Genomic DNA, 12,887 nt, shown 5'->3' with positions numbered 1-12,887 from the left:
AAGGAGATACCCATCTCACGGATCGCGACTTCAGCTGCGGTTCGGCGCGCGGATAAATCATCTGCTGCGAGCTCTTTCAACAGTTTGACCGCCGGCCTGGCTACCTGCCGAGGCGTACCCTTGGGCGTAATCAACTCGTCGTAGTAACCCGCTGCGCTGTAGCGGTTCCAGTTCTTGTCCATGAGACCTCCATCGTTACGCAGGCAGAGAGAACCGCTAGGGATTCCCGTCTACCGCAGTGCTACAGTGTAGCAAGCTGTAGCCTGCGGATACGCAAGTCCCGCGGGCAGTGAGAGTCTTGGGGTAGACGGGCAGGACAAACTGCTGAAGAATTCCGCTCCTAAGAATGCAGCCACCAAATAATCAATATCGGACCCGCATCATGATTCAAACTCACTATCGCGCCTGCCATCTCTGTGAAGCCATCTGTGGCCTGAAGATCGAAACCCAGGGCCAGGAGATACTCTCCATTAAAGGCGATCCGGATGACCCGCTCAGCCGCGGGCATATTTGTCCAAAAGCCGTAGCTCTGAAAGACATCCACGAAGACCCCGACCGCCTGCGTTACCCGGTGCGCCGAGTCACCGGCGAAGACGGAAAAGATCAGTGGGAAGAAATCAGCTGGGAGGAAGCACTCGACAGCACCGCCGAGGCCCTCATGCGTAGCTATCGAGAACACGGCGTCGACTCTATTGGTGTGTACCTCGGCAATCCTTCGGTTCACAACTACGGCATGCTGACGCACCAAAACTATCTATTCCGATGGCTTCGGTCCAAGAACCGATTTTCTGCCACTTCTGTAGACCAGCTACCTCATCACCTCACATCTTTATGGCTCTTTGGCCACAAGTCTCTGTTCCCCATTCCCGATATAGATCGCAGTGATTACTTCCTGATGCTCGGCGCTAACCCCCTGGCCAGTAATGGCAGTATCTGGACCGTGCCGGACGTGAAGAAACGCATCAAAGATCTTAAGGCGAGAGGCGGTAAGCTTCTGGTGGTTGACCCCCGGCGTACAGAGACCGCGGAGCTGGCAAGCGAGCATCTTCCCATTGTTCCCGGCAGCGATGCGCTTTTTCTCGCAGCAGTGCTTAACACGCTTTTTGAAGAAGGACTCACGAATCCAGGACAGCTTGCGGACTTCACCACTGGCCTGGAAGAAGTGGCCAGCGCGGTGTCGGGATTTAGCCCGGAACACGCCGAAAAACACTGCGGTATTGACGCTGCAAGTATCCGGCGTATCGCCCGAGAGTTTGCCGCCGCCGATGCCGCTATCTGCTACGGCCGTATGGGCGTATCAACCCAGGTCTTTGGTGGCTTATGCCAGTGGCTGATTCAGATCATCAACATCGCAACGGGCAATCTGGATAAAGCCGGCGGCAGTATGTTCACACTACCCGCCGTTGATCAGGTGCCTCGCACCGGTCCCGGTGGCTTTGATCGCCATCGAAGCCGCGTGCGCGACCTTCCGGAATTCGATCGGGAGCTTCCCGCTGCGGCGATGGCCGAAGAGATCACCACGCCCGGCGAGGGCCAGATTCGCGTGATGTTCACAGGTGCAGGCAATCCGGTGCTCTCCACACCCAACGGACGGGCGCTGGACGAAGCCCTGACGCAGCTGGACTTTATGGTCTCCCTGGACCCCTACATCAACGAAACCACTCGGCATGCGAATATCATTCTGCCACCCACATCGCCCCTAGAGCACGATCACTACGACATTGCTTTTCATATCAACGCCCTGCGCAACACGACGCGCTACAACCCGCCCGTCTTCGAACCCACTGCAGACAAGCTGCATGACTGGGAGATCTTTACGGCACTGGGCGAGCGTGTCGCGAGCGCCCTTGGCGAAGAGCCCAAAGAGCCGGTAGCACCCCATGAAATGATCGATGTGGGCTTACAGTTTGGTCCCTACGGAAAAGGCAGTGACTATGATCTGAGCCTGGACAAGCTGCGGGACAAGCCCTCGGGCATCGATCTTGGTGAATTAAAGCCGATGCTCCCCGAGCGACTCATGACGGCGGACAAAAAGATTCATTGTGCAACCCCCCAGGCCCTTGCTGACCTTGAACGTCTGAGGTCTACCTTCGGTGAGGATCCGGCAGAGGGTCTGCTCCTTATCGGTCGACGCCACGTCCGTTCAAACAACTCCTGGATGCATAACTATCATCGCCTGGTAAAAGGTAAGCCTCGCGATCAGCTCATGGTGCACCCACAGGATTTAAGTGCCCATGCGCTCAGCGATGGTGACCAGGCTCTCCTGCGCTCGCGCAGCGGTGAAGTCACGGTAACCTTGCTGGCATCGGACGAGGTCATGCCGGGGGTCGTCAGCCTTCCCCATGGCTTTGGACACAATCGTCAGGGCATACGCATGGATACCGCCAGGGCTCATGCTGGCGTATCGTGTAACGACGTTACAGATGCAGGCTATCTTGACGAACTCTCAGGTAATGCTGCCGTCAACGGCGTTCCCGTAGAGCTTAGTGCCATCGCATAATGTGACTCTCAGAGTCGCCTACCCTCTCTTGGCTATGTAAGGAGTTGTCTCATGGAAGTGTCGTCAATCGTGTTCTGGCTGGTGCTACTCGGCCTGGTGATCTACGTCATCAACATCTACAACAGGCTGGTGAGTCTCAAGAACCGCCACGAAAATGCCTTTGCACAGATTGAGGTACAGCTAAAGCGTCGCTATGACCTGATACCTAACCTGGTGGAGACTGCCCGCGCTTACATGACGCACGAGCGCGAGACTCTGGACGCGGTGGTCACCGCACGAAATGAAGCCGCGGCGGTGCTCAAAGCGCTGGGCGAAGGCGGCGGAGGGGCTTCCATGGCCAGTTTGGCGGGGGCGGAAAATAATCTCCAAGGCGCTCTGGGTAAGCTTAATATCACCATGGAAGCCTACCCGGATCTGAAAGCCAGCGAGAATATGCAGCAGCTCTCCGAGGAACTCACGAGCACCGAAAATCGCGTAGCTTTTGCCCGCCAGGGCTTTAACGATGCCATCATGGCCTTTAACACCTACCGCCAGAGTTTCCCTGCGGTAGTCCTTGCAGCTACCTTTGGCCACCCCGCTGACGCCGAGCTTCTTGAATTTGATGACTCTGCACAGATCCAGGCAGCGCCAAAAGTGAGTTTCTGATACGAGGCTAATGCTCCGCAGCTGTGGACTTTTTCACCCAGCAGGATCGCGCCAGGCGTAACACGCGCTACCTCCTCGTGCTATTTACCGTCGCGCTTACGCTACTGGTGCTGATGGTCAATGCGCTCGTCACCGCGTTTCTGTGGGTGGGCCGCGACTACAACATCTATGTGGGTGGCAGCGGCTGGGAAGGCTATCTGGCGCTTTTTTCCTGGGAACGCTTTGCTACCATTGGCCTTGCGGTCGTCTCCACCGTAGGCTTTGTATCCCTTGTTCGCTGGCTTCAGCTCGCCTCCGGCGGTAAAGCTGTCGCCGAGAGCATGGGCGGTCGTCGCGTAATGCGTCAAAGCTCAGACCCCTACGAAAAACGCTGCCTGAACATTGTCGAAGAACTCTCGCTCGCTGCCAATATGCCCGTGCCCGCGCTTTACGTGCTCCCGGAAGAGCGGGGTATCAACGCCTTCGCCGCAGGCGTGAACCCCACCGATGCCGTGGTGGCTGTTACCCGCGGCGCTGCCCTTCAACTCAGTCGAGACGAGCTTCAGGGCGTTGTGGCCCACGAATTCAGTCATATTCTCAACGGCGATATGCGCTTGGGCATACGCCTCGCTTCCCTGCTCAAAGGCATCACCTTTATCGGTGATGTCGGCCACTTCTTGCTGCGCATGGGTGCTTATGGCGTTGGTCGTAGCAATCGCCGCAGCGAAAGCAGCGCAGCACTGCCGGTTCTGGGTTTGGGCCTGATGATCATCGGCTGGCTGGGATCTCTCGCCGCGGGCTTCATCAAAGCCGCCATTAGCCGACAAAAAGAGTATTTGGCCGACGCCAGCGCTGTACAGTTCACCCGCGATACCAGCGGCATTGCTAATGCGCTCAAAGTTATTGGCGGCTTCATTCCCGGCTCTCTCGTCCACAGTGCCCGGGCCCCGGAGATGTCGCACATTTTCTTTGGCGAGGTCCGTCACCGCCTCTGGAGTGGCTTTGCAACACACCCTCCTCTGGATATGCGCATACGTCGTCTGGATAAGAACTGGAATGGCCAGTTTATTGAGCGCTCGGAACGGCGCTACGCCACAGAGCCGCTCTCCGAGAACGACGTTCAGGCGGGCGTGGGCAGAGCCGCTCTGGTTGCCGCCGCAATGGCCAGCGCAGTGCTTCCCGAGGATTCTCACGGCGAGGATAAGTTACTCACCGAAGATGGGCAGTTTGCGAGCTCCACCGGCGACCCTGAGAACGCTAGCGAGGAACAGTCTCACAGCGAGATAACGGGATACATTCCCGACGCTCTGCACAACGCCGTGTTGGAACCTCTGGGAGCGACGGCGACGGCGCTAGCAATGGTCACCGCGCGGCGAAGTGCTGATCAGCTCGAAGGAGCGCTCACAGTGTTGCGCCAAAAAGGCGTCCAAGGTCAGGAAGAGCTTGTATCGGAGCTCCTGCCGCAGATTCGTGAGCTCAAGCCGGGAAAGCGATTTCCTTTAATAGCAGCAGCCATGCCCGCCTTGAAAAACATGTCTACACCGCAGTATCGACAGTTCAAGTCCACCTTGCTGTCGGTTATTCAGAGCGATGGTCAGATTGATCTCTTTGAGTGGTGTTTGTTCCAGCTGTTGAGGCACTACCTCGATCCGGAATACCTGCGAGTGGAAAACAGCCGACCTCGTTACAAACATATCGCCAAAGTGCGAGCGCCGCTCCGTCAGGTTTTATCGATACTGGCCCATCAAGGCTCGGGAGACAGCGAACGTGCCTTTGTTTTGGCATGTGAAAATCTGGGGCTAACAGGCCTTGGTCTGCTACCTCTGAGTGAGTGCAGCGTAGCCGAGTTCAGCCGCAGCGTGCACACCCTGGCAGACTGCTATCCGCTGCTTAAGCCAAGAATTCTCAAGGCTATGGCTCTTGCAGCGGCCGATGACGGCCTGGTCTGCCCCGTGGAGCGGGAGCTGGTGATTGCCGTTGCCGCTGTCATGGATTGCCCCCTTCCACCGGAGCTCTCTCTGGAATAGAGCGCCCCGGACGTTTTCCTGCGCCCCTCACGATTTGATCAATTGCGACCGACCGCCGTGCTAGCTGCTTTTCATTTACCAGCGCTCTGCTAAGCTAATCAGGTGCTTTGCACACCTCGACATCACGGATGATATCGAGTCCGCAGATCTCCCTTGAACCAAAGGGAGGCTCTGGAGACAGTCAATCGAGCAAGGAGGCATCGATGATTCACTTTGATCAAAACCCCCAACCGTCCCCACGGCACAAACACCTGGCCTGGCAGCCCGACCGGAACAGCTCTCCGGTTGTTTCTCGAGAAAACGTACGAACACCGCCACCCAAGTGCTCACAGTCGATGCCACACGCCCTGCGTCGGCGAGACGAGACCTGCAAGCAACTCACCGTAGAGCCCCATGCAATTCCTCTGGAGCATCCCCCAGAGAAACCCAGAACCGGCATCCTCGATCACATGATCCCGGCGTCAACCGTCGCGACAAGTAAGTGGGACTCCTTCGCCCGCTATCAGCCTCACAGCTTACCCACAGAGCACTGCCCGGGCGCTGATGAAGATCTGGACCAGAGGACCCAACGTCAGGATAGTCAACGTCGTCAGCCCTGTGGTGGGCCGACAAAAAGCGAGAACAAGACCAAATACCTCCCGCTATCGAGAACCACTGACCGCGTGCTGAGGATATTGCTGGACGATGATCTATCCAGAGTCCGTGCCGAGAGCGTCGCCGAGACCTTGGGAATCAGTTGCACAACCCTGCGTCGGCGTCTCCGCAACGATCACACCAGCTATCAGTTTTTGCTGGATCGGGCGCGGCAATATCGCTGTGAGTCGCGACTGCGGGAACGCTGGTTACCCGGCAAGTGTCTGGCGGATGAATTGGGCTATCTCGAAGTCAACAGCTTTTACCGGGCCTTTAGGCGATGGACCGGACTCAGCTATAGCGACTATAGACAGCGCTATCACTAGGTCTCCTCTCAGCCACGGGCCGAGAATTTTCTTATGTACGACGATCGCTAACGGGCTTTGGCTATCTGACAATGGCCACCCGGCTTTCGAAACCGCTGGTCCGGGACCCGTAGAGCTGGGTCCTAGCTGAAGGGGTCGTGAAGAATGATGGTCTCCATACGGTCAGGCCCTGTAGAAATAATGTCGATAGGCGCACCGACCACCGTCTCGATCATGGAGATGTAGTCGCGTGCCGCCTTGGGCAGCTCATCGAGGCTCTTTGCGCCCACGGTGGATTCACTCCAGCCGGGCACGGTCTCGTAGACCGGTACGAGACCTTCATAATCGTCGGAATCCATCGGGTTGGGCACTGACTCCCCCGCTGCATTGCTATAACCAATGCAGATTTGAATAGACTCCAGGCCATCCAGAACATCCAGCTTGGTCAGACAGATACCACTCACGGAGTTGATATTGACGGCGTTTCGCAGCGCCACAGCGTCAAACCAACCACAGCGCCGAGCGCGCCCCGTGGTCGCGCCAAACTCATGACCACGGCTCGCAAGATGCTCCCCCGTCGCGTCAAACAACTCAGTGGGAAAGGGCCCCGAGCCCACTCTCGTGGTGTAGGCCTTAGTAATACCCAACACATAATCAAGATAGAGAGGACCAAAGCCCGAACCCGTGGCTGTGCCTCCCGCCGTAGTGTTTGAACTGGTAACAAACGGGTAGGTGCCGTGGTCGATATCGAGAAGGGAGCCCTGCGCACCTTCGAATAATATGCTCCGCGAATCTCCCCGCAACTGATGCAACATCGCTGTTACGTCAGTCATCATGGGCAGTAGCTGCTCCCCAAGGGCCAGGCTGGATTGCAGGACCTCTTCCACATCCACCCGATCGACTTTGTAGTAATTTTCGAGCTGGAAGTTGTGATACTCCATGACGTCCCGAAGCTTGCGTTCAAAACGCTTGGGGTCCTGAAGATCCCCCAGGCGCAAGCCTCGTCGCGCAGCCTTGTCTTCGTAAGCGGGGCCAATACCCCGTCCGGTCGTGCCTATCTTATCTGCACCCCGACGCACTTCCCGGGCGTTATCCAGAGCCACGTGGTAGGGAAGAATCAACGGACACGCAGGCGATATCCGCAGGCGCTCTCGTACTGGCACATCCCGCTCTTCCAGTTCGATGATTTCCTTGAGCAGAGCGTCGGGCGCCAATACAACACCGTTGCCGATGCAACAGATGACATTGGCTCGCAGAATGCCCGACGGTATCAGGTGTAATACCGTTTTCTCGCCATCGCACACCAAGGTATGACCCGCGTTGTGACCACCCTGAAAACGCACCACTGCTTCGGCGCGATCAGTTAGAAGGTCTACGATCTTGCCCTTGCCCTCATCGCCCCACTGGGTGCCCAGCACTACCACATTCCGGCTCATTTACCCTCTCCATCAAGTGACGCACGCCGTGATTGGGGCTGCCACTGACCATCAATTTTTACCATTTCCCGCGCGCAGCGCGAATCTGTTTCACCATCAAGCATGACGATGACCGTTTCGCCTGCGCTACGAAGTTTGCGCACAGCTTTCTGCAGCGATGCATCTTCCAGATCGGGAGCAGCGATTGCATTCTTTGGGATCTCTCGGTGCCTTAGCTGCGCCGCCAGTAGTCTTAAGTCCGTCGCAAAACCTGTCGCAGGGCGAGCTCGGCCGTAGACTTCTCCTACATTGTCATAGCGGCCACCCCGAGCCAGCGCCTCACCCAGACCCTGCGTGTACACCGCAAATACGACGCCTGTGTGATAGCGATAACCGCGCAACTCGGCCAGATCAATATACAAGGACACATCGGGGTAGCGAGCCTGCAGTGCCGAGGACAGGTCGCGCAGCTCCCGCAGAGACTCGCGAATCTTTGGCGCAGCCTCAGCTAACTCTTCCTCTGCGCGATCCAAAACACTCAGATCGCCATGCATGTCCATCAGCGCACGCAGCCCTGCACTCGAGTCCGCTGGCAGTTGCTCCAGTAATCGCTCGAGGTCTGGCCGGGATTTACGCTGCAGAGCATCAAAAATAGCCGACTCAATACCGGCTTCGGCGGCTCCGCTGGCAGCCAGAACATGCTTAAAAACATCCCCGTGGCCCAAATCCAGGGTCAAAGCCTGACCGACTTCAACGCCCGCTACATCGATCATACTCAGCATCAAGGCAATAACCTCAATGTCCCCCGAGAGGCCCGCAGCACCATAGAGCTCTGCGCCCAGTTGTAGGGGCGAGCGGGAAGCTGCCAGGGATTCAGAACGAGTATGCAGTGTCGAACCGGCGTAGCAGAGTCTATTTACCTGCTCACCGTGGAGACTGTGGGCATCCATACGAGCAACCTGAGGCGTTATATCAGCACGCAGCCCCAACATTCGGCCGGTCAACTGATCGGGTACCTTAAAGGTCAAGAGATCGAGGTCTTCGCCAACGCCCACGAGCAGGGAATCAGTGAACTCCACCATCGGCGGCATCACCAGGCGATAGCCCCAACGGGACGCACAGTCCAATAAGCTTCTTCGAAGATTTTCAACTTGCGCTGCGGCATCCGGCAGCAGCTCGTCAATACCATCGGGCAGCTGCCAGGCCCGCGCGGGGCTTTGCTTTTCCACTATTAATGCACCAGATACAACATCACGACGCCAAACAGCATGCTACCCAATCCAAACCGTCGAATAGCCGCATCATCGAGCTGTGCGACGGTCGCAATCATGGAACGCCAGCGTCCCGGACTGATGAAGGGCAGCAGCCCCTCCATAACAAAGACGAGCGCTACTGCAACGGGAAATACCTGCCAAAATTCCTGCAAAACACTCCCCCAAGAAAAAACCGTGGATTTGGACGCGCTCTATTAGCGCACCATCCTCCACGGTTGTCGGATTTTAGCACAGGGCTGCCGCAGCAGCCGATGCTTTATTTAGGGTCTTTACTTCCCTCCGCTAGAGTCCTTCAGATAGCGGAAGAACTCACTATCGGGACGCACGAGCATGATGTCACCGCTGCTCTGAAAGGAATCCTGATAGGCACGCAGACTACGCGTGAAGGAATAGAACTCGGGATCCTGACCAAAGGCCTCGGCGTAAGTCCGTGTGGCGTCGGCATCACCGCGACCGCGAATCTGCTGCGCTTCACGATAAGCGTTGGCGCTGATCACAGTAACCTCACGGTCTGCTGCAGCACGAATACCCTCGGCGAGTTCCTGACCCTGAGAGCGACGCTCTCTGGCTTCTTTCTCTCGCTCCGCGTTCATACGTCGATAGACCGACTCTGAGACTTCCGGAGGCAGGTCAATCTGCTTAACCCGCACATCTACGATCTCAATGCCCAGCTCCTCGCGTGCGACCACGTCCAATTCTCGAGTGATGGTTTCCATGAGCTGATCGCGCTCACCGGACACCACTTCCTGAATGGTACGGATCGCCACCTGGTTACGCAGACGGTTGTTAACCCGTTGGGCCAGCAATCCCGCTGCGCGAGACTCCTCTCCGTTGGTCGCCGTATAGAAGGTTGCGGTATCCGCGATTCGATACTTAGCGTAGGAATCGATAATCAGCGCCTTCTGCTCCTGAGTAAAAAATCGCTCAGGCTGAGAGTCCAAGGTAACGATTCGACCGTCGAACTTACGCACGTTGTTCACAAAGGGCACTTTTACGTGCAATCCCGGTTGGAGATTGGGGTTAACAACCTCACCAAACTTGAGGAGCACTCCTCGCTCGGTTTCCTTGATCACGTAGAGCGAATTACTTGCGACAAACATCACAAGCGTTGCCAGTATCACCAGCGTTAATGAACGTCCTGTCATATCAACGCCCTCCTCTTCGCGCTTGCTGAGCCGCAGCATCCCGGCGCAACTGCTCCGTTACCGCATCTGTCAGCTCACGAATATTGCTTGTGTTGATATCCAATGGCGCACTGCGACGCGTGGTCGTGGTACCCGATCCCAGCTTATCCAACGGCAGATACATCACGTTGTTACCGCCCTCGACGTCCACCATGATCTTACTGGTATTGGTGAGTACGTTTTGTACGGCATCCAGATAGAGACGCTCGCGGGTCACCTCGGGTGCTTTGCGATACTCCTCAAGGAGATTGTTGAAGCGATCCGCTTCACCTTCCGCGTTTGCAATAACCTGCTCCCGATAGGCGCTGGCCTCTTCGATTTGCCGCTGCGCCTGACCTCGGGCCTCGGGCACAATGCCGTTGGCATAGGATTGCGCTTCGTTCTTCACGCGTTCCTCGTCCTCACGGGCCTTGATCACGTCGTCAAACGCGGCCTGGACCTGTGAGGGTGGCTTCGAATCATCAACGTTAACCGCAGACAGCAGAATACCTGTGGTGTAACTGTTCAGATAATTCTGCAGCCGCTCATCGACTTCCGTGGCGATTCTTGTTCGGCCTTCGGTGAGCACCAGATCCATGGTCATACCACCCACTACATGGCGAAGGGCGCTCTTGGCAGCCTGCTGCAGCGAGTTCTCTGGCTCACGGACCTGCAGCACGTAGTTCTTAACGTCATCAATGACGTACTGCACCGACATTCTCACTTCGACGATGTTCTCATCCTGCGTCAACATGATTTCCCGAAAGCTCGCTGCGCGAACCTTGGTAGTGTTAACCCGAATCACTTCGTCGATGCCCGGAGGATTCCAGTGCAATCCCGGTTGTACCGTGGAATTGTATTTGCCGAAGCGCAGCACGACGGCTCGCTCCTGCTCATCGATCTGGTAAAGACCCATGAGCCCCCAGACCACTGCAGCCCCGATGATCAACACAATAAACAGGGAGGACGATGCACCGCCTCCGCCGCCACCTTTGGAGCCCCCAAAGAGGCCTCCAAAGCGCTGCTGCAGTTTCTTCAGTGCTTCATCAAGGTCCGGGGGACCCTGATTGCCACCGCCCCAGGGGTCGCGTGAATTGTTACCGCCACCCGGTTCATTCCAGGCCATGCTTTATCTCCTCAAAACAGCAAGCGCGGCATTCTAGCAAAGTCTTGCGTTAACCATGTGGCTAACCCTGAAACTTGCTGCCGCATTTAGGCGCCTTCCCGGGAAATCAAGCGTTCCCAGTCCGAACGCGGCAGCCGCACTTGCAAGTGCGCACTGCCATCGTCACCAAACTCTTCGTTCTCTACCGCGCCCAACGCATACAGCGCGGCGCGAAGTTTTGCCTGATCCGGACGCAGTTCAACATCCTGCGCCAGCACATCTTCACCCAAGCGCTCGGCCAGGGCGTCAAGCACCAGGTCCAGGCCGAGTCCTTTCTCTGCACTGACCCACACACGATAAGGGACACCCTCATCATCGCGATCAATGCGTGGCTGCATCTCCAGCAGATCGATTTTGTTGTAGATCTCCAGCACCGGTCGCTCGTCCGCGCCAATCTCTTCCAACACCGCCTGAACCTCCTGACGGTTGTCATCACGGTCCTCACTGGCGGCGTCGACAACGTGTAAGAGCAGATCCGCCTCTCGAGTCTCCTCCAGAGTTGCTTTGAAAGCCTCTACCAAACCATGAGGCAATCGAGCAATAAAACCCACAGTATCCGCAATGACCACCGGCCCCAGGTTATCCACTTCCAAACGACGGAGCGTCGGGTCAAGGGTCGCAAAGAGCTGGTCAGCGGCATAGACCTTTGCGTTAGTCAGAGCGTTAAACAAGGTGGACTTTCCCGCATTGGTATATCCGACAAGCGCGACGGTAGCCAGTTCCGCACGTTGACGGGCCCTGCGCCCCTGTCCTCGCTGCCGCCTCACACGATCAAGACGAGCGCTAATGGACTTAATCCTTGCCCGGAGTAAGCGGCGGTCCGTCTCCAACTGGGTTTCTCCGGGACCGCGCATACCAATTCCGCCCTTTTGGCGCTCAAGGTGTGTCCACCCCCGTATCAGACGGGTACTCATGTGGCGCAGCTGGGCCAGCTCCACCTGCAACTTACCCTCGTGGGTCCGCGCCCGCTGCGCAAAAATATCCAGAATCAGCCCCGTGCGATCCAGAACACGAGCGCGCAGCGACGCCTCGAGATTGCGCTCCTGGCTGGGACTGAGGCTGTGATTAAAAATCACAAGGGAGGCATCTTCCGCCTGCACAAGCTCGGCGATTTCCTCCAGCTTTCCGCTACCCACAAAGCTCCGCGCCTTGGGCGTAGTTCTGTGGCCCGTAACATAAGCCACAGGATCTCCCCCCGCAGAAATCACCAGGGCCTCGAACTCCCGAGGGTCTATGCCGCCACCGTCATTGTCCAGACTGATATTGACAAGCACGGCGCGTTCGCCGCTGTCCGGCCGATCAAAAAACAAGGGTATTCCAGTTTTTCGGTGCTATCTCGTCAAGCTTTGGAGTGTCGCTTTCGACGATTAAAGATCGACGAGATAGGATGTTGCATTGCGCCGAGGGCTTAGCTCTCACTATCGTCCTCTGGTGGGTTCTGCATAGGCATGCGAACGACACGCCCAGGAACCACGGTAGAGATAGCATGCTTGTACACCATCTGACTGACGGTGTTTTTAAGCAGCACGACAAATTGATCAAAAGATTCGATCTGGCCCTGTAGCTTGATGCCATTGACCAAATAAATAGATACCGGAACGTGCTCTTTTCGCAAGAGGTTCAGATAAGGGTCTTGTAGGGTATGCCCTTTAGACATGACGCTATACTCCTTTAGCCACGAAGGCTGTTTGGGGCTCAAACCGAGCCAAAAAAAACCAAAGTACGGTGTTACACCGTGTTTGCAGCAGACGCTAGTCCATAGATTGGGCTAGGCGCCGAAA

At 56.7% G+C, this 12,887-nt stretch carries 11 protein-coding genes and 1 pseudogene; 4 read left to right on the top strand and 8 right to left on the bottom strand.

The window, feature by feature from the left end:
- A pseudogene (locus ACTG39_RS09925) lies at nt 1-182 on the bottom strand (circularly permuted type 2 ATP-grasp protein); the annotation flags it as partial.
- A gap of 200 nt (nt 183-382) precedes the next feature.
- Here ACTG39_RS09925 and ACTG39_RS09920 point away from each other — a divergent pair.
- The 4 genes from ACTG39_RS09920 to ACTG39_RS09905 all read left to right on the top strand — a co-directional run bounded on the left by ACTG39_RS09920 (nt 383) and on the right by ACTG39_RS09905 (nt 6,110).
- A complete protein-coding gene (locus ACTG39_RS09920) occupies nt 383-2,500 on the top strand; it encodes a molybdopterin-dependent oxidoreductase (protein WP_439107389.1) in 2,118 nt (705 codons plus the stop codon).
- A gap of 51 nt (nt 2,501-2,551) precedes the next feature.
- Nucleotides 2,552-3,145, top strand: coding sequence for a LemA family protein (locus ACTG39_RS09915; RefSeq protein ID WP_439107388.1), 594 nt, complete (start codon nt 2,552-2,554; stop codon nt 3,143-3,145).
- A 23-nt stretch (nt 3,146-3,168) separates the two neighbouring features.
- Nucleotides 3,169-5,151: a M48 family metallopeptidase gene (locus ACTG39_RS09910; protein ID WP_439107387.1), complete on the top strand. Its 1,983-nt coding sequence runs from the start codon at nt 3,169-3,171 to the stop codon at nt 5,149-5,151.
- Nucleotides 5,152-5,354: 203 nt separating this feature from the next.
- The gene (locus ACTG39_RS09905; RefSeq protein WP_439107386.1) at nt 5,355-6,110 is read left to right on the top strand and encodes a helix-turn-helix domain-containing protein; all 756 of its coding nucleotides are present in this window, start codon (nt 5,355-5,357) and stop codon (nt 6,108-6,110) included.
- A gap of 122 nt (nt 6,111-6,232) precedes the next feature.
- Here the strand turns inward: ACTG39_RS09905 and ACTG39_RS09900 are convergent, their stop codons facing one another.
- The 7 genes from ACTG39_RS09900 to hfq all read right to left on the bottom strand — a co-directional run bounded on the left by ACTG39_RS09900 (nt 6,233) and on the right by hfq (nt 12,763).
- Complete coding sequence (locus tag ACTG39_RS09900) at nt 6,233-7,525, bottom strand: adenylosuccinate synthase (protein WP_439107385.1); 1,293 nt, start codon at nt 7,523-7,525, stop codon at nt 6,233-6,235.
- Entirely contained in the window at nt 7,522-8,733 is a 1,212-nt protein-coding gene (locus ACTG39_RS09895; protein WP_439107384.1) for an ATP phosphoribosyltransferase regulatory subunit, read from the bottom strand. Before ACTG39_RS09895 ends, ACTG39_RS09900 begins: the two co-directional genes overlap by 4 nt.
- Nucleotides 8,734-8,735: 2 nt before the next feature.
- Nucleotides 8,736-8,930 (bottom strand): DUF2065 domain-containing protein, encoded by a 195-nt coding sequence (locus ACTG39_RS09890; RefSeq protein ID WP_439107383.1) that lies wholly within the window; start codon nt 8,928-8,930, stop codon nt 8,736-8,738.
- Nucleotides 8,931-9,047: 117 nt separating this feature from the next.
- A complete protein-coding gene (gene hflC, locus ACTG39_RS09885) occupies nt 9,048-9,923 on the bottom strand; it encodes a protease modulator HflC (RefSeq protein ID WP_439107382.1) in 876 nt (291 codons plus the stop codon).
- Nucleotide 9,924: 1 nt separating this feature from the next.
- The gene (gene hflK / locus ACTG39_RS09880) at nt 9,925-11,067 is read right to left on the bottom strand and encodes an FtsH protease activity modulator HflK (protein ID WP_439107381.1); all 1,143 of its coding nucleotides are present in this window, start codon (nt 11,065-11,067) and stop codon (nt 9,925-9,927) included.
- Nucleotides 11,068-11,153: 86 nt separating this feature from the next.
- On the bottom strand, nt 11,154-12,416 hold the full coding sequence (gene hflX / locus ACTG39_RS09875; protein ID WP_439107380.1) for a ribosome rescue GTPase HflX: 1,263 nt from the start codon (nt 12,414-12,416) through the stop codon (nt 11,154-11,156).
- A 98-nt stretch (nt 12,417-12,514) separates the two neighbouring features.
- The gene (hfq, locus tag ACTG39_RS09870; protein ID WP_439107379.1) at nt 12,515-12,763 is read right to left on the bottom strand and encodes an RNA chaperone Hfq; all 249 of its coding nucleotides are present in this window, start codon (nt 12,761-12,763) and stop codon (nt 12,515-12,517) included.
- Between the last annotated feature and the right edge of the window lie 124 nt (nt 12,764-12,887).

It is taken from the genome of Congregibacter sp. (assembly GCF_965662665.1).
GTDB lineage: Bacteria > Pseudomonadota > Gammaproteobacteria > Pseudomonadales > Halieaceae > Congregibacter.
The sequence above is the reverse complement of the archived record's forward strand: the minus strand, read 5'-3'. Positions and strand labels throughout refer to the sequence as shown.